The following is a 17018-nucleotide window of genomic DNA, read 5'->3' on the forward strand; positions in this document are numbered from 1 at the left end:
GGCCGTGAGTCGAGCGGCTTCGCCGACTCGCGACGCGGGGATGCGCCCGGGGTCGCGCCCGATCAACTGACTGTGCACGAGGGGCCACGCGGGGTCGCGCTCGGTGTCCTCGATGTCGCGGCAGCTGAGACACGGCGTCTCGCCAGGAATCACCAGCGGGCCCACGGTCACGCGTCCCGGCTCGAAGGCCAGGGGCAGGTGCGGGCGGTCCTCGCGCAGGTGCACGGCGAACTGCACGGCCGCTGCCGCTCCCGGTACCAGCACGACCGCGACGGCATCCGCCTGATCCGGAGCGCCCGCCGGAACGCCTTCGTCGGCCAGGGCCTCCCGCAGTCGTCCTTCGGCCCGCGGATCCGTGAGACCGAGGCTGCTCGTCCAGACGGCCCGGAGGGGGGACAGGTCGTCGGTGAGTGCGGGGTCGACGAGGGCGAGCAGCCGTCGGGCGTCGTCCCAGGGGGCGCCCGCCGCATGGGCGATCACGTCGAACGCGCTGCGCCGGAATCCGCGGCGCATACGGCTGAGGAGCGGCTCCACCCAGGACTGCTCCGCGGGAAGGCGGAGGGTCCCGTCGTCGCCGAGTTGCAGCGTGGTGGCGTCGCGCCACAGCAGCGGTCGCGCCGGGTCGAGGCGGGTGAGGGTGGGCGGGGTGAGTGGCATCCGTCCGATTCTCGTGCGGACCGTCCGTGCGCGGAGAGCACGCGTGCGCATCGGTGGACAACTCGGGCGGGTGCCCGCGCCCGGGGAGGAGGAGTGCCGCGACGGTCGCGCCACGGCGGGCGGGCTCAGACCGGGCGGTCGCCCTCCGGTGCCGCATCGCCGTCCTGATCGCGGTCGTCGCGCTCCTCCGTGCCGTCGGCGGAGGTCGAGTCGCGCCCCTCCTCCTCGCCGGAGAAGTCGTCGCCGTCGAGCAGACGGGCGAGCGCCTCATCGAACTCGTCGGCCACGGGCTGCTCGCCGCGCTCGGCGGCCTGGAGCCGCGCGATGAGAGCCGTGGGGTCGTCGATGTCCTCGGCGCTCGGCATGAGGTCGGGGTAGTCCCACAGGGAGTCGCGCGCGGCCACGCCGACCGCGTCGGTCACGGCCTGCCACATCGCCGAGGCCTCCCTCATCCGCCGGGGGCGGAGCTTCAGCCCGACCAGGGCGCCGAGGGCGTCCTCCGCCGGGCCGCCGACCGCGCGGCGACGTCGCGCGGCCTCCGCGATCCGCGCGCCGTCCGGCAGCCGAGAGGTCGCCTGCGCGGTGACCACGTCGACCCATCCGTCGATCGTCGCGATGAGGTTCTCCAGCCGCGCGAGCGCCTCGCGCTGGGCCTCGGTCTGGGTGGGCAGCAGCGCGCCGCCCTCGATCGCGGCGCGCAGCTCCTCCGGATCGGAGGGGTCGAGCCGGCTCGCCACGTCCTCCAGGGCGTCGACGTCCACCGTCACGCCGCGGGCGAAGTCGGTGATCTGCGCCATCACGTGCAGGTGCAGCCACTTGGCGTGCCGGTACAGCCGGGCGTACGCCAGCTCCCTCGTCGCGAGGTACAGTGCGATCTGGTCCTCCGGGATCTCCAGGCCCTCGCCGAACGCGGTCAGGTTCTGCGGGATCACGGCCGCGGTGCCGGCGGGGAGCACCGGGATCCCCACGTCACCGCCCGAGACGACCTCGAGCGACAGGTTGCCCAGCACCTGACCGAACTGCGCGGCGAACACCGAGCCGCCGAGTCCGCGCATCAGCCGCCCCGCGCCCTGCACCACGCCGCGCATCTCCTCCGGCACCTGCGTGTCCAGGGCCGAGGTCAGCGCGTCGGCGATGCTGGTCGACACGGGGCCGGCGATCTCCTTCCACACCGGCAACGTCTTCTCGACCCACTCGCCGCGGGTCATGGCGGTGGGCGCCTCGGCGAGCTCGGAGATCGTGGTCGCCTCGCCGAGCCAGAGGGTGGCGAGCGCGAAGGAGTCCGCGATCGAGGTGCGCGAGCCGTCGGAGATGCCCTGGCCCTCGCGGTTGGCGATGTGCAGCGCCTGCCGCAGGGCGTTCTCCCACGGGTCGCCGCCGAACGCACCCTGGAGCTGCGCCATGATCGTCTGCATCATCGCGGGGTCGAGCGTGAACCCGTCCATGCCCTGGAAGGCGTCCCGCAGCGCTTCCGGGTCGATGTCGCCGCCGCCCTGGTTCGAGAGCATCCGGCGCAGGAACTCCTGGAAGTCCTCCGGGTTCGGGTCGTTGTCTGCCATGTCGCTCGCCCTCTCAGCACGTCTGTAGCCGTGGCATCTACGCTAGTCACAGGTTTCAGTGCGTGACCCCGGTGCGGGCAGATCGCTGTACGCCGCTCGCGAACGACGGAGGAATGCTGTGGAACGACCGCGCGCAGGAAAGCTCGGACTCGGTGTCTGGGCGCTGATCGTCGCGCTCGCCGCCCTGGCGGTGCTCACCTTCCTGCCGTCGCCGTACGTGATCCAGCGTCCCGGTCCCGTGTACGACACCCTCGGCACCGCCAAGAACGCCGACGGCGAGCAGGTACCGCTGATCAGCGTGGAGGGTGCGGAGACGTACGAGACGGGTGGCACGCTCGACCTCACGACGGTGCAGGTGGTCGGCAACCGCGAGCGCACGCCCAGCTGGTTCGAGCTCGCGCTGGCCTGGCTCGACTCCTCGCGGGCGGTCGTCCCGCTCGACTCCGTGTTCCCGGAGGGGGTGACCACGGAGCAGCGCGACGAGCGCAACGCGACGCTCATGGTCGACTCGCAGCACGAGGCCACGGCTGCAGCGCTCAACGAGCTCGGCTACGACACCGGCGCGCAGGTGGTCGTCGTGGGTGCGGTCGAGGACTCGCCGGCCGACGGGCTGCTGGAACCCGACGATGTGATCACCGCGGTCGACGGCACGCCCGTCACCTCGGCCACCCGGTTGCGCGAGGCGATCCAGGATGCGGGTGGCGACCCCGTCGCCCTCACCGTGCAGCGCGATGGCGCGGAGCAGGTGGTGGAGGTGACGCCCGAGAAGCACGAGGAGGGCGGGACCACGACCTGGCTGGTCGGCATCACCCTGCGCACCGACTACGATTTCGAGATCGACGTGACCATCCAGCTCGACAACGTGGGCGGCCCGAGCGCCGGCATGATGTTCGCGCTGGGCATCATCGACACGCTCACGCCCGGCGAGCTCAACGGCGGCAAGGACGTCGCGGGAACGGGCACGATCGACGCGGAGGGCGACGTCGGCCCCATCGGCGGCATCCGGCAGAAGCTCTACGGTGCGCGCGACGCGGGTGCCGACTACTTCCTGGCTCCGGCGTCGAACTGCGACGAGGTGGTCGGGCACGTGCCCGATGGCCTGCAGGTGATCCGGACGGCGACGCTGGAGGAGTCGCTGGCGGCGTTGGACGTCATCGCGGACGGCGGGGACACGAGCGGACTCCCGACGTGCGAGATCCCGGCCACCTGAGCCGGGTGGCCTTCCGCGCCGTGACGTCGCCGTGACCGGCGTGACAGCCTGCGCACAGCCGCCCGTGCCTAGGATGGAGGGGTGACCTCGACCTCAGCCCCGAACCCGGCCACGCCACGAACCTCTCGACGAATCCTCGGCATCTCGCTGGTGATCATCGCCGCGCTGATCGCGGCGTTCTTCGTCTTCGCTTCGCTCTACACCGAATTCCTCTGGTTCGACCAGGTCGGGTTCACCGGCGTGCTGACCACGCAGTGGATCGCGACGGCGGTGATGTTCGTCGTCGGCTTCCTCGGCATGGCGGTCCCGCTGTTCGTCGTCATCCAGCTGGCCTACCGTCTGCGCCCGGTCTACGTGCGTCTGAGCTCGCAGCTCGACCGCTATCAGGAGGTCATCGAGCCGCTGCGCCGCCTGGCCATGTGGGGCATGCCCATCTTCTTCGGACTGTTCGCGGGCTTCGCGGCGGCGGGCAACTGGAAGACGGTGTGGCTCTGGGCGAACGGTGTCGCCACCGACACGGTCGACCCGCAGTTCGGCGTCGACACGGGCTTCTACATGTTCGCGATGCCGTTCTACTCGATCCTGCTCGCGTTCGTGTCGGCCGTGCTGCTGCTGTGCTTGCTGGTCACCGCGCTCGTGTCGTACCTGTACGGCTCCGTGCGCATCGGCCAGGGCGAGCTGCGCATCTCCAAGCCGGCGCGCATCCAGCTCGCCGTGATCGCCGGTCTCTATCTCCTGGTGCAGGCCGCGAGCCTCTGGCTCGACCGCTTCAAGACCCTCGTCACGCCGGACGACCGCATCACGGGTGCCGCGTACACCGGTGTGAACGCGACGATCCCCGGCCTGGCGATCCTCGCGATCATCGCCGCCGTGGTCGCGATCCTCTTCTTCGTCACGGCCGTCATCGGGCGCTGGCGGTTCCCGCTCGCCGCGACGGCGCTGCTCATCGTGGCCTCGCTGGTCGTGGGCGTCGGCTACCCCTGGGTGGTCACCACCTTCCAGGTGAAGCCGAACCAGAACGCGTACCAGGCGGAGTACTACCAGCGGAACATCGACGGCACGAAGGAGGCCTACGGGGTCGCGAACCTCGAGACCACCGCCTTCGAGGCCGAGACCGATGCGGCGGCCGGCCAGCTGCGGGCCGACGCCGAGACCACGGCGTCGATCCGCATCATGGACCCGAAGGTCATCCCGCCGACCGTGCGTCAGCTCGAGCAGTACCGCGGCTACTACCAGTTCCAGACCACGATGGACGTCGACCGCTATGAGATCGACGGCGTCATGCAGGACACGGTGGTCTCGGTGCGCGACCTCGACATGTCGGGCCTCGGCGACGGCGACAACTGGAACAACCGCGTCGCGGTCTACACCCACGGTTACGGCCTCGTGGCCGCGGCGGGCAACCAGCGCACGAGCGACGGTGAGCCGGTGTTCCTCGAGCGCGGCATCCCGAGCTCGGGCTTCCTGACCGACCGCGAGAACTTCGAGCCGCGCGTCTACTTCGGCGAGAACTCCCCGGAGTACTCCATCGTCGGCGCCCCGGAGGGCTCCGAGCCGGCGGAGATCGATTACCCGCGCGGCAAGGACGGCTCGAGCGAGACGAAGACGACCTTCGACGGCGACGGCGGTCCGAAGATCGGCGACACGTTCACGAAGCTGCTCTACGCGCTGAAGTTCCAGTCGGAGCAGATCCTGTTCTCGAACCTGGTGAACGACGAGTCGCAGATCCTGTACGACCGCGACCCGAAGACGCGCGTGCAGAAGGTCGCTCCGTACCTCGAGCTCGACAGCGACCCGTACCCGAGCGTCGTGGACGGTCGCATCGTCTGGATCGTGGACGGCTACACCACCAGCTCCACGTACCCCTACTCGACGAGCGTGAGCCTGTCCGACGCGATCGCCGACTCGAACGTCACCTCGCCCTCGCTCGCGATCGACGACATCAACTACATCCGCAACTCGGTCAAGGCCACCGTCGACGCCTACGACGGCTCGGTCACGCTCTACGCGTGGGACGAGGAGGACCCGGTGCTGCAGACGTGGCAGAAGGTGTACCCGTCGACGCTCAAGCCGATCAGCGACATGTCGGGCGAGCTCATGAGCCACGTGCGCTACCCGACCGACCTGTTCAAGGTGCAGCGCGACATCCTCGGCATCTACCACGTCGACAAGGCCGGCTCGTTCGCGCAGCAGGACAACCGCTGGCAGACGCCGAACGACCCGCGCAGCGAGGCGATGCTGCAGCCGCCGTACTACCTGACGATGCAGATGCCCGGTCAGGACCAGCCCCGGTTCTCGATGTTCTCGACCTTCATCCCGGCGTCGCAGGGCGCGGGAGGCAGCCGAGACGTGCTGATGGGCTACCTCGCGGTGGACTCGGACGCCGGGTCGGAGAAGGGCGTGAAGGCCGACGGGTACGGGCAGTTGCGCATGCTCGAGATCGACACCGACACCACGGTGCCCGGCCCCGGTCAGGTGCAGAACACCTACAACTCGGACACCGCCGTGGTGCCCCAACTGAACCTCCTCCAGCAGGGGGAGTCCGAGGTGATCTACGGCAACCTGCTCACGCTGCCCGTCGGCGGCGGTCTGCTCTACGTGCAGCCGGTGTACGTGCAGTCGTCGGAGGGCACGCAGCTGCCGCGTCTGCAGAAGGTGCTGGTCGCGTTCGGCGACCGGGTCGCTTTCGAGAACACGCTCACCGAGGCGCTCGACACGCTGTTCGGCGGGGACTCCGGCGCCACCGGCGGTGATGACGAGGTCGAGCCGACGGATCCGGGCACCGATCCGGGCACGACGGATCCGGACACGGGGGAGACCCCGACCGAGCCGACCGCGCCGACGGACGCCCAGGCCGACGCGCTGGCTGCCGCGCAGCAGGCCCTGCTCGACCGGCAGGCCGCGCTGGCCGAGGGTGACCTCGAGAAGTTCGGTGAGGCCGACAAGCGCCTCACGGCGGCCGTCGAGAAGCTCCTGGAGCTGGAGGGCGCCGCGGGGCAGTGATCCTGCGAGGCTGAGACGAATGGGCGTCCCTGCGGGGGCGCCCATTCGCGTATCCGCCGGACGGACAGAGGGCGGGCGGGGCCAGCGCGCGCAGGGAAAGGCGAAGGCCCCTGATCGGATTTCTCCTGATCAGGGGCCTTCTCTTGTTGCGGGGACAGGATTTGAACCTGCGACCTCCGGGTTATGAGCCCGGCGAGCTACCGAACTGCTCCACCCCGCGGCACAAGAAGTAACTTATCACGGATTCCGAGGGTCGTCGAATCGAGCGCGGGAGTCCCGGGGGTGCGAGAGGATGGGGCCATGTCCGAGACCGCCGTCGCCGTCGCCGTGTGCCAGTTCGCCCCGACCGCCTCCCGCGAGGACAACCGCGACACGATCGCGGCGCTCACCGCCGAGGCGGCGGCGCGTGGCGCGAAGCTCGTCGTGTTCCCCGAGTACGCGAGCTACTTCGTCGACCCGCTCGACGAGAGTCTCGCCACGCACGCGGAGACACTCGACGGCGACTTTGTGTCCACGCTCACCGCTCTCGCGGGGGAGTACGCGGTCGTGATCGTCGCCGGGCTCGTGGAGCGGGCGTCCACCGAGGGGCACGTGCGCAACGCCGTCGTGGCCGTGGACGGGAGCGGCGTGCTCGCGGTCTACCGGAAGCAGCACCTGTACGACGCCTTCGGTCAGACCGAGTCCGACTGGATCGAGGCCGGCGAGCTGACGGAGCCCGCGGTGTTCGAGGTCGCTGGGCTGCGCTTCGGGCTGCTCACCTGTTACGACCTCCGGTTCCCCGAGGTCGCCCGGCTCCTGGCGGTCGCGGGCGTCGACGCACTGGTCGTCCCGGCGGAGTGGGTGCGCGGTCCGCTCAAGGAGCATCACTGGACGACGCTGCTCGCGGCGCGCGCGATCGAGAACACGGTCTATGCGGTGGCGGCCGATCACCCGGCACCGATCGGAGTCGGGCATTCGCAGATCGTGGATCCGCAGGGGGTCGTCCTGGCCGGAGTGGGCAGCGCGCCCGGCATGGCGGTCGGCGTGATGGAGCGCTCGGCCGTCGAGCGGGTGCGGCAGGTGAACCCGGCGCTGCGCCTGCGCCGCTACGACGTCGTGCCGCGCTGAGGACCCGCGTCAGGCGGAGGCGAGGCGGCGGGCGGCCTCCTCGAGCACCTCGGTGCGTTTGCAGGCGGCGAAACGCACGAGTCCGGCGTAGTCGGCCCGATGCTCGGCCGACACGAAGGCCGTGAGAGGAATCGCGACGACGCCCGCCCGCTCCGGGAGGGTGCGGCAGAACGCCGCGGCATCCGACCCGCCGAGTGCGCTGGCGTCGGCCACCGTGAAGTAGCCGCCCCGGGGCGCGTGCACCACGAAGCCCGCGGCGCGCAGGCCGTCCCCGAGGATCTCGTGCTTGTGGGCCAGCGTGGTGGTGGCGTCGCGGAAGAACGCGTCGTCGAGGCGGAGTCCCCGTGCCACAGCCGGCTGGAACGGTGAGCCGTTCACATACGTGAGGTATTGCTTCACGGTGAGGACGGCGGTGATGAGCGCCGCAGGTCCGTGCACCCAGCCGATCTTCCATCCCGTGGCCGAGAAGGTCTTGCCCGCGGACGAGATGGTCAGCGTGCGCTCGGCCGCGCCGGGCAGGGTCGCGATCGGCGTGTGCGGGCCGTCGAAGGTCAGATGCTCGTACACCTCGTCGGTGACGATGACGGCGTCGTGGAGCTCAGCCAGCCGGACGATCTCGGCCAGCACCTCGGGGCCGAACACCGCTCCGGTCGGATTGTGGGGGTCGTTGACGAGGATGAGGCGCGTGCGGTCGGTGACGGTCGCGGCGAGCTGTGCGAGATCGGGCTGGAAGTCCGGCGCGCGCAGGGGGACGGTCCGCAGCCGGGCCCCGGCCAGGGCGACCGCTGCGGCGTAGGAGTCGTAGTACGGCTCGAACACCACGACCTCGTCGTCGGGGCCGTCGATCAGTGCCAAGAGCGTCGCGGTGAGCGCCTCGGTCGCGCCGGCTGTGACGATGACCTCGGTGTCCGGGTCGACCTCGAGACCGTAGAACCGCCGCTGGTGCTCGGAGATCGCGGTGAGCAGGTCGGGGACGCCTCGTCCCGGCGGGTACTGATTGGCGCCGGAGGCGATCGCTGCCCTCGCTGCCTCGAGCACCTCCGCCGGCCCGTCCTCGTCGGGGAAGCCCTGGCCGAGGTTGATCGCGCCGGTTCTGGCCGCCGCGGCGGACATCTCTGCGAAGATGGTGGGCGCGACGGTCCCGTCTGCGGACAGCAGGCCCGCACCGGCCGCCGTGCGCTGCCATGCGCCGGGTATGACACTCATGAAGAACAGGCTAAGGCCATAGCCGAAACTCACGCTCGACATACGAAACGCACAGGCACACGCGCCATCCTGAAGGGGCGTCGAAGGAGCAGACACCATGAACGAAGACAACCCCCAGGACCACACCGCACCCGCGTCGAGCGATGCCGTGCCCACCCCGCCCGTCCCGCCGATCCCGTCCGGCGACGGCCACTCGACCGCCGCCGGCCCGACCGCACCGAACGCGAACCACACGTCGGGGCCCGCGCCCGCGCAGGGACACGAGGTGCCGTCGACGTTCGCGTCGCACGCCCCGGTCGCCCCGATCGTCGCGCCGGTTCCGCACGGCCTCGCCGCGCCGGGCTCGACCCCGAACGCTCCGGGCGCCGCATTCGGCGTCCCCGCCACCGCGCCCTCCGGCGCCCACGCGCCGTCCGACGGCAACGCCCCCGCGGCGACGAAGGAGAAGTCCCGCGGAGGAACGCGCATCGCCGCGTTCGTCGTGGCGGCCGCCCTCGTGGGAGGTGTCGCCGGGTTCGGCGGCGGTGCGCTTCTCACGGGCTTGCAGGATCGCCCGTCGTCCGGCACCGCGCAGGGCCCGCAGACCGTCACCGTGAACAACCCCGGATCGGTCAACGAGACCACGGCCGTCGCCACCGCCGCCCTCCCCTCCGTCGTCACGATCGAGGTCGCGGGATCGCAGGAGGCCGGCAGCGGCTCCGGCGTGATCATCAGCAAGGACGGCTACGTGCTCACCAACACGCACGTCGTGACGCTCGGCGGTGCCGTGGCCGACCCGACCATCCGGGTGACCGCATCGGACGGCCGCATCTACGACGCCACGGTCGTGGGCACCGACCCGATCTACGACCTCGCGGTCATCAAGCTCACCGACGCGAAGGACCTCACCCCGATCGAGTTCGCCGACTCGTCGAAGCTCAACGTCGGAGACACCGCGGTCGCGCTCGGCGCCCCGCTCGGCCTGGCGAACTCGGTCACGACCGGTATCGTGAGCGCGCTGAACCGCAGCATCCAGATCGCCTCGTCGGCGCTGCCGGACTCCTCGTCCGAGGATGCGCCGGAGCAGCAGTCGCCACAGGAGGGCCAGGGCCCGTTCCAGTTCGACATCCCGGGCAGCGGCGGCCAGCAGATGACGGACTCCATCTCGGTGGCCGTGATCCAGACGGACGCCGCGATCAACCACGGCAACTCCGGCGGTGCGCTCGTCAACAGCAAGGGCGAGCTGATCGGGATCAACGTCGCGATCGCCAGCTCGGGCAACTCCGAGGACTCGGGATCGATCGGCATCGGCTTCGCGATCCCCTCGAACATCGCCAAGCGCGTGTCCGAGGAGATCATCGCCGACGGTGCCGCCACGCACGGGCTGCTCGGCGCCTCGGTCCGCGACGCCTCGGGTGTTGAGGGAGCCACGGTGTCCGGGGCGTACATCGCCGACGTCACGCCCGGGGGCGCCGCGGCGGACGCCGGTCTGAAGGCCGATGACGTGGTCACCGAGTTCAACGGCGTCCCCATCACGGGCGCAACCGACCTCACCGCGCAGGTGCGCGCGGCGGCTGCGGGCAGCAAAGCCACCGTCACCTACGTGCGCGGCGGCAAGGAGTACGACGTCGACCTGACGCTCGGGACGCTCGCCGGCTGAGGCACCCTGCTCCGGACGGAGGGACGCCACCTCGCGCGATAGGCTCGCGGGGTGGCGTCCTTCTCTTTCGGCACCGGCAATGCGGCCAAGCTGCTCCGCATCCCGCTGTACGCCCTCGGACGCCTCGGCACACTGCTCGTCCCCCGGGGCCGGCGCTGGGTCTTCGGCTGCGGCGCCGGGATCGGCGACGGAGCTCTTGCGCTCCAGCGTCACGCCGCCGCTCTCGGTCACGACACGCTCTGGCTCACGGCCGACGACCGCGAGGCGCGCGACGCCGCTGCGCTGGGCATCCGCACCGTTCCCCGCTCGGGGCTGCGCGGCTGGTGGGCGACCGCGCGGGCCGGAGTCGTCGTGGTCACGCACGGACTCGGTGATGTGAACCGGTACGCGAACGGCGGTGCGTTCGTGGTGCAGCTGTGGCACGGCATCCCGCTCAAGCGCATCGGGCTCGACTCGCCCGCGACGACACAGGTTCCGCCGGTTCCGGGTGCCCCGCTGCTGCGGCGCCTCATCGGGGTGCTCTACCGCGCAACGGCGCAGCGCATCCGTGTGCTGCCCGCGGCGTCCGACCGGGCCCGCGGGCGCCTGGAGTCGGCATTCGGACTGGGCGACGACCGGGTCGTGGTGACCGGCGAGCCGCGGGTGGACGTGCTCTCGGCCGGCACCGAGACGGAACGCCGCGCGGCGGCGCGCGCCGTGCTGGCCGGTGCCGCGGGGGAGTTGCCGCCCGCCGCTCGGGTGCTGCTGTATGCGCCGACGTGGCGTGACGGCGCTCCCGATCCGTCCGTCCCGACCGCTCAGGAGTGGATCGAGGTCGTGCGGCTGCTGGAGCGCCACGATGCTGTGCTCCTGGTGCGGTCGCACCCCCTGGGCGCCGGCTCCTACGCGCCGCCCCTGCCGACCGCCAGGGTCCGGATGCTGCCGAGCGCGGTGCTCCCCGATGTAACACCGGCTCTCGCCGCGGTCGACGTGCTGGTCACGGACTACTCGTCGCTGGCGTACGACGTCGGACTGCTGCGCATGCCGGTCGCGTTCCTGGCGCCCGACGCGGAGGAGTACGCCCGCACCCGCGGCTTCTATGGACGCTACGCGGATGTCGCCACGACCGGTGCGGCCGAGGGATGGCAGGCGCTGCTGTCAGAGCTCGACGCGCTCCTGGGGGATCCCGCCGCCTTCGCCGATGCCGCGACGCGGTCCGCTACGCTCAGCGCGGAGATGCACGCGTTCCGCGACGGGGAGAACACCCGTCGCGTCTACCGGGCGATCCGCTCGCGGGGTGTGCCCGCGCCGAAGGGAGCAGCATGACGACGGCCCGCATCGATGTCGAGGCGGAGGCGCTGATCATCGCCGGGCCCGGCCAGCGACCCGGTATCGCCGAGCTCGCAGGACCGCGGGCACGGGTGTCCGCCCGCCTGACCGGTGGCGGCAAGACGTGGAAGGCGACGTTCCCGCTGCAGGCGTCGCGGTGGGGCGGGCCCGAGCTGCCGCTGCCGTCGGGCGAGTACGCGCTGTCGATCGAGGGCGTGGATGTGACGGAACTCCGCATCGCTCCCGTCGTGCTGCGTGGCGTGCGGATCGCGGTCGACGGCGCCACGGTGCGCATCGCGGCGCCGATCGATCCGGTGTACGACACCCCGGAGGGGCGATCGACGCTCGAGGAGCGCTACGTGTCGCAGGCCGGCGGCACCGAGAACGCGGTGTTCTTCGAGAGCTTCTACGGCCGCAGCGTCGGCTGCAACCCGCGGGCCATCGACCGCGAGCTCGCGCAGCGGGCGCCGGAGGTGCGGCGCTACTGGAGCGTGGTCGATCTGTCGGTCGCCGTGCCCGATGGTGCGATCGCGGTGGTGGAGGGCAGCCCGGAGTGGTGGCGTGCCCGCGGTGCCGCACGTCTGCTGATCGTGAACGACTGGCTGCGCCGACGGTTCGCGCGCAAGCCGGGACAGAAGGTGCTGCAGACGTGGCACGGCACCCCGCTCAAGCGGCTCGCCCTGCACCGCCCCGGCTTCGACCCGCGCCGCATGGCGGCCGTGGTGAAGGAATCGCGGCGGTGGGACGTGCTGCTGGCGCAGAACACCTACGCCGAGCGCATCCTCCGCAAGGCCTACGCGTTCTTCGGTCGTCCGATCTGGGTCGACGGCTACCCCCGCAACGACGCGCTGATCACGGGCGACCCTGCGGCGGTGCGTGCGGCGCTCGGCATCGGCGACGAGGAGCGCGTGCTGCTGTACGCGCCCACCTGGCGTGACGACCGCGCGGAGATGGTCGACTTCGTCGACCCCGAGCTCCTCGCCCGTCAGGCGAACGCGGTGGTGCTCGTCCGCGGGCACTCCCGCACGCTCGAGCAGGGGAGGGACAGGGCAGGGGCCCGTGTGATCGATGTCACGGGCTACCCGGAGACATCCCAGTTGCTGCTCGCCGCCGACGCCCTCGTCACCGACTACTCGTCGGTGATGTTCGACTTCAGCGTGACCGGCAAGCCGCTCTACTTCCTGGTCCCCGACCTCGACCACTACCGCGGGCAGCTGCGCGGGTTCTACTTCGACCTCGCCGAGCGGGCTCCCGGTCCGCTGGTGCGCACGCAGGACGAGCTGGTGGCGGCGCTCGACGATCCCGAGCACGAGCAGAGGTACGCGGAGCGCTATGCGGCGTGGCGTCGGCAGTTCAACACGCGCGACGACGGGCACGCGGCGCGACGGGTCGTTGACCGCATCCTCGACCTGGGGTTCGTGACCCGCTGATCACCCCGTAGGTCAGGGCAGCGGCGTGTTGCGGCTGCCCAGGCGCGAGGCGTCCACCGTGTCTCTGGCACCGCGCAGCACGCCGGTCAGGAACCCGAGCCCCCAGGACAGGTGCATGGTGGGCAGCACCGCGAGAGTCCACAGTCGTTGCCGCAGGTCTCCGCCGCCGCGCGCACAGGCGACGGCCACCACGAGCAGGACGTACAGGATGATCGGACCGTAGACGAGCACGGACGCCAGGATCGACGCCACCCCGCCGAGCACGCCCGTGAGCTGCAGCACGCCGACGACCACCGCCAGCACCACGAGCAGCACGAGGGCGGGCGGCGCGAAGTAGCGGAGGCCGTTGCTGCGGCCGAACCGCCGGACGAGCTCCCCACGCCACGCCCCGGTCGCTCGGAACTGTCGCGCCAGGCGCAGCCAGTTCTCGCGCGGCCAGTAGGTGACGGACAGCTCCGGGTCGAACCAGACCGCGTGGCCCGCCTGCCGGATGCGCAGGTTGAGCTCCCAGTCCTCGCCGCGGCGGATGGTCTCGTCGAACAGGCCGACCTCGTCGAGCACCGCGCGGCGCATCACCCCGAGGTAGGCCGACTCGGCCTCGCCCTCGGTGCGGCCTCCGTGGTACGCGCCTCCGCCGAGTCCGACGGGGGAGTTGTAGAGCCGGGCGACGGCCTTCTGGAACGGCGTGCGGCCCTCCGCGTGCATGACGCCGCCCACGTTCGCCGCTCCCGTGCGTGCGAGCGTCTGCAGGGCGTGGGCCGCGTAGCCGGGGGCGAGTTCGGAGTGCGCGTCGACCCGGACGATCGTGGGGTAGCGGCTTGCGCGGATGGCGGCGTTGAGTCCGACCGGGATGTGGGCGGCGGGGTTCTCGACGAGCCGGATGCGGTCGTCGGCGGCGGCCAGACCGCGTGCCAGCTCGGTCGTGCCGTCGGAGGAGGGGCCGAGAGCGAGGACCAGCTCGGTCGGACCCCCGACCTCCTGCGCGAGGACGGACTCGACCGCGTGCCGAAGGTAGGCGCGCTCGTTGAGCACCGGCATCACGAACGACACTCCGGTCGCGGGGTCGGTCGTCTTCTCTGGGGGCACACGTCGATCATGTCACGGCGGCTCCCTCGCTGGCTGAGGGCTGTCCACCGCTCGCGTCCCTCCGCCGGGAGGGGCGCGAGCGACGAACTATCCTGGAGGGATGGGTGCACTGTCTGATGCGAAGAAGGCCTACCGTCTGCTGCGACGGGCACTCGAGTCCCGCTCTGCCGTGCAGCGCGTGCGCCGTCGGCTCGCCGAACGGGAACCCTATCCGCCCGAGCACTTCCAGATCGCGGTGTACTTCGCCGACGGTGCGGTCAACATGTACCAGATGCGCCAGTGGTACCGACCCCTCGCGGAGCTCTCGAAGCGCTGGCCCGTCGTGGTGCTCTCGCGCCAGGCGACGGGAGCCGAGAAGCTGCTCGACGAAGATGCACCTCCCGTCGCGTTCGTCCCGAAGGTGCGCGATCTGGAGCGTTTCATCGCGACGCAGGACATCCGCATCGTGCTGTACGTCAACCAGAACACCCGGAACTTCCAGATGTTCCGCTACGGTCGCCGCTGGCACGTGTTCATCAACCACGGCGAGTCCGACAAGATGTACATGACCACGAACCAGTACAAGGCGTACGACTGGGCGTTCGTGGCAGGGCAGGCCGCCCGCGACCGGCTGTCGCGCACGCTGTGGGACTACGACGTGGACCGTCGCACGATCGAGATCGGCCGCCCGCAGGCCGACCACTACTCGGGCGTGCTGCCCTACGCACCCGACGACAGGATCGTGGTGCTCTACGCGCCGACGTGGGAGGGCGACCGGCCGAGCGCCCACTACGGGTCGATCGCCTCGCACGGCGAGGCGCTCGTGTCGGCGCTGCTCGCGAGCGGCCGTCATCGTGTGATCTACCGGCCCCATCCGCGCAGCGGTGTGGTGGACGAGGCCTACGGTGCCGCGCACCGCCGGATCCTCGCGGCGATCGCTGCCGCCAACGCGGCCGATCCCGCCGCGCAGCACGTGTACGACGACGGTCCCGAGCTGGGGTGGCAGCTCGCGGCGGCCGATGTCGCGGTGGTCGACATCTCCGCGATGGTCTACGACCGGCTCGCAGCCGGCAAGCCGCTGATGATCACCCGCCCCGTCGACCCGGAGGCCGCCGTCGACACCACCGGCTACCTCTCCGATTGCGAGTGGCTGACGGTCGAGGGTGCGACTGACATCGTCTCCGAGGTCGACCGGGTGCGGGCCGACGAGGCGGCCGTCGCGCGGCTGCGCATGTGGGTGCAGCACTACTTCGGCGACACCACCCCCGGAGTCGCGACCGCGAAGTTCCACGGGGCGATCGAACAGCTCATGCAGGAGTGGGATCGCTGGCGCGCCCACGAGGTGGGAACCGTGCGCGACGATCAGAACGACGACGACGAGGAAGCCGAGGACGAGGACGCATGAGCCTCGATCTGCCGCGCACCGCCGCAGTCGCCTCCCGGCTCGTGGTCGTCGAGGCCACCGGCTCGACGAATGCCGACCTGCGCGCTTCCGCGGCAGATCAGCGGGCCTGGCCGCACCTGTCCGTGCTCGTCACGGAGGATCAGACGGCGGGGCGCGGACGCCTGGATCGCACCTGGGTCGCGCCCGCCGGTACCGCGCTCGCGGTCTCGGTGCTCCTCCGTGACCTTCCCCGTGATCCGGCTGTTCGCGGCTGGATCCCGCTCGCCGCCGGGCTCGCACTGGCCGATGCGGTCGCCGCACAGCTGCCCGCCTGCGAGGTCGCCGTGAAGTGGCCCAATGACGTGCTGGTCAACGGTGCGAAGATCTCCGGGATCCTGGCGGAGGCGACTGCCGACGCCGTGGTGGTCGGCGCAGGGGTGAACACGCGCATGTCGCGGGAACAGCTGCCGGTGCCGACAGCCACCTCGTTCGCAGCGCAGGACGCCGCCGTCGACGAGGACCTGCTGCTCGTCACCTACCTCATGGGGCTCGACCGGTGGCTGACCGCGCTCGCCGCGGGGGAGGACGCCCTCACCAGCGGACTGCACGCCGCGGTGACGGCGCGCTGTGCGACCGTCGGCCAGGCGGTGCGCGTCTCGTTGCCCGACGGCAGCTCTCTCGAAGGAACCGCCGGCGCCCTCGACCCGGACGGGCGGCTGCTCGTGGTCGCCGACGGCGCGACGCGCGCGGTCTCCGCGGGCGACGTGGTGCACGTGCGGCCCGCGTGACGCGGGACACGCCGCCCGGCGACCGGCGTTGTCGGTGTCCCGGGGCACAATGGTGGGGTGACCCAGCCCGTGACGCTCGGCGGGCGGCCGCTGATGCCGCCGCCCGGGGCCCCCGCCGAAGAGCTGCTGATCGCGCGCTTCCGTAGCCACGCGCGACGCCTGTTCTGGTCCGCAGTGGTGCTCATCGCGACGTTCGGGCTCACTGCCTACCTGTACGGCAACCTGCCGGCCGGGTTCGAGAACTGGATGCTGCTCGCCGCAGCCGGCGCCGTGGTCCTGCTCGCGGTCGTGGTCCCCTTCGTCGTCTGGTACTCGCGCACCACCACCATCACGACGCGACGGGTGATCGCGCATCAGGGCATCGGTTCCCGGCAGCGCAGGGAGATGTCGCACGCGCGTGGGTACACGATCGGGGTGCGCCGCGGACCGCTCCAGCGCCTGTGGGGGTGCGGCACCGTGACGCTGTCCAACGGCGTCGACGCTCCGCTGCGGCTGCCGAACGTCCCGAACGTGACCCTGGTGCACGAGACGCTGGCGGACCAGATCGAGGTCGGGCAGATCCTCGCGCACCGCGACGCACAGGCCACCGCCGACGACACCGACGCCCTCTGACCCGCGTTCCCTCGCGCGCCCTCGAGTGCGGAAGAATGGGACCAACGAAT

12 protein-coding genes and 1 tRNA gene are annotated in these 17018 nt (G+C 71.2%); 9 read left to right on the forward strand and 4 right to left on the reverse strand.

Going from position 1 to position 17018, the window contains the following annotated elements; translation table 11 throughout:
- Positions 1 to 782 precede the first annotated feature (782 nt).
- Positions 783 to 2216, reverse strand: a complete 1434-nt coding sequence (locus tag ACWH95_RS11315) for a zinc-dependent metalloprotease (protein WP_136029963.1) — start codon at positions 2214 to 2216, stop codon at positions 783 to 785.
- Positions 2217 to 2334: 118 nt separating this feature from the next.
- Between ACWH95_RS11315 and ACWH95_RS11320 the strand changes: the two genes are divergently transcribed.
- Together ACWH95_RS11320 and ACWH95_RS11325 are read left to right on the forward strand one after the other, a co-directional pair.
- Entirely contained in the window at positions 2335 to 3426 is a 1092-nt protein-coding gene (locus tag ACWH95_RS11320; protein ID WP_206251501.1) for a YlbL family protein, read from the forward strand.
- A gap of 81 nt (positions 3427 to 3507) precedes the next feature.
- A complete protein-coding gene (locus tag ACWH95_RS11325; RefSeq protein ID WP_136029959.1) occupies positions 3508 to 6429 on the forward strand; it encodes a UPF0182 family membrane protein in 2922 nt (973 codons plus the stop codon).
- Between the two features lie 146 nt (positions 6430 to 6575).
- On the opposite strand, the gene ACWH95_RS11330 is transcribed toward ACWH95_RS11325, so the two are convergent.
- Positions 6576 to 6649 (reverse strand) — tRNA-Met (locus tag ACWH95_RS11330).
- Between the two features lie 80 nt (positions 6650 to 6729).
- Between ACWH95_RS11330 and ACWH95_RS11335 the strand changes: the two genes are divergently transcribed.
- Positions 6730 to 7536 carry a carbon-nitrogen hydrolase family protein gene (locus tag ACWH95_RS11335; RefSeq protein ID WP_136029957.1) on the forward strand — a complete coding sequence of 269 codons (807 nt, stop codon included), beginning with the start codon at positions 6730 to 6732 and terminating at the stop codon, positions 7534 to 7536.
- A 9-nt stretch (positions 7537 to 7545) separates the two neighbouring features.
- Here ACWH95_RS11335 and ACWH95_RS11340 read toward each other — a convergent pair whose 3' ends face one another.
- Complete coding sequence (locus tag ACWH95_RS11340) at positions 7546 to 8742, reverse strand: aminotransferase class I/II-fold pyridoxal phosphate-dependent enzyme (protein ID WP_136035597.1); 1197 nt, start codon at positions 8740 to 8742, stop codon at positions 7546 to 7548.
- 97 nt (positions 8743 to 8839) lie between these two features.
- Between ACWH95_RS11340 and ACWH95_RS11345 the strand changes: the two genes are divergently transcribed.
- From ACWH95_RS11345 to ACWH95_RS11355, 3 genes are read left to right on the forward strand one after another with little or no spacing between them, the layout of a single operon-like run.
- Entirely contained in the window at positions 8840 to 10381 is a 1542-nt protein-coding gene (locus tag ACWH95_RS11345) for a S1C family serine protease (protein WP_136029952.1), read from the forward strand.
- 51 nt (positions 10382 to 10432) lie between these two features.
- Complete coding sequence (locus ACWH95_RS11350; protein ID WP_136029950.1) at positions 10433 to 11686, forward strand: CDP-glycerol glycerophosphotransferase family protein; 1254 nt, start codon at positions 10433 to 10435, stop codon at positions 11684 to 11686.
- The gene (locus ACWH95_RS11355; RefSeq protein ID WP_136029948.1) at positions 11683 to 13119 is read left to right on the forward strand and encodes a CDP-glycerol glycerophosphotransferase family protein; all 1437 of its coding nucleotides are present in this window, start codon (positions 11683 to 11685) and stop codon (positions 13117 to 13119) included. The genes ACWH95_RS11350 and ACWH95_RS11355 overlap by 4 nt, the downstream gene beginning before the upstream one ends.
- 12 nt (positions 13120 to 13131) lie before the next feature.
- On the opposite strand, the gene ACWH95_RS11360 is transcribed toward ACWH95_RS11355, so the two are convergent.
- A complete protein-coding gene (locus ACWH95_RS11360) occupies positions 13132 to 14157 on the reverse strand; it encodes a glycosyltransferase family 2 protein (RefSeq protein WP_454121000.1) in 1026 nt (341 codons plus the stop codon).
- 148 nt (positions 14158 to 14305) lie between these two features.
- Between ACWH95_RS11360 and ACWH95_RS11365 the strand changes: the two genes are divergently transcribed.
- Genes ACWH95_RS11365 through ACWH95_RS11375 form a run of 3 tightly spaced genes read left to right on the forward strand, consistent with a single transcriptional unit; the run spans position 14306 to position 16968 of the window.
- Positions 14306 to 15589, forward strand: coding sequence for a CDP-glycerol glycerophosphotransferase family protein (locus ACWH95_RS11365; protein ID WP_136035935.1), 1284 nt, complete (start codon positions 14306 to 14308; stop codon positions 15587 to 15589).
- On the forward strand, positions 15586 to 16356 hold the full coding sequence (locus tag ACWH95_RS11370; RefSeq protein WP_247638590.1) for a biotin--[acetyl-CoA-carboxylase] ligase: 771 nt from the start codon (positions 15586 to 15588) through the stop codon (positions 16354 to 16356). Before ACWH95_RS11365 ends, ACWH95_RS11370 begins: the two co-directional genes overlap by 4 nt.
- Before the next feature lie 57 nt (positions 16357 to 16413).
- A complete protein-coding gene (locus ACWH95_RS11375; RefSeq protein ID WP_168442799.1) occupies positions 16414 to 16968 on the forward strand; it encodes a PH domain-containing protein in 555 nt (184 codons plus the stop codon).
- The last annotated feature ends 50 nt before the right edge of the window (positions 16969 to 17018 follow it).

Source organism: Microbacterium sp. NPDC055502 (assembly GCF_053643635.1).

Coding starts and splice junctions, on each gene's coding strand:
- ACWH95_RS11315 (WP_136029963.1), bottom strand. CDS start 2,216: ATGGCAGACAACGACCCGAACCCGGAGGACTTCCAGGAGTTCCTGCGC.
- ACWH95_RS11335 (WP_136029957.1), top strand. CDS start 6,730: ATGTCCGAGACCGCCGTCGCCGTCGCCGTGTGCCAGTTCGCCCCGACC.
- ACWH95_RS11340 (WP_136035597.1), bottom strand. CDS start 8,742: ATGAGTGTCATACCCGGCGCATGGCAGCGCACGGCGGCCGGTGCGGGC.
- ACWH95_RS11345 (WP_136029952.1), top strand. CDS start 8,840: ATGAACGAAGACAACCCCCAGGACCACACCGCACCCGCGTCGAGCGAT.
- ACWH95_RS11355 (WP_136029948.1), top strand. CDS start 11,683: ATGACGACGGCCCGCATCGATGTCGAGGCGGAGGCGCTGATCATCGCC.
- ACWH95_RS11360 (WP_454121000.1), bottom strand. CDS start 14,157: ATGCCGGTGCTCAACGAGCGCGCCTACCTTCGGCACGCGGTCGAGTCC.
- ACWH95_RS11365 (WP_136035935.1), top strand. CDS start 14,306: ATGGGTGCACTGTCTGATGCGAAGAAGGCCTACCGTCTGCTGCGACGG.
- ACWH95_RS11370 (WP_247638590.1), top strand. CDS start 15,586: ATGAGCCTCGATCTGCCGCGCACCGCCGCAGTCGCCTCCCGGCTCGTG.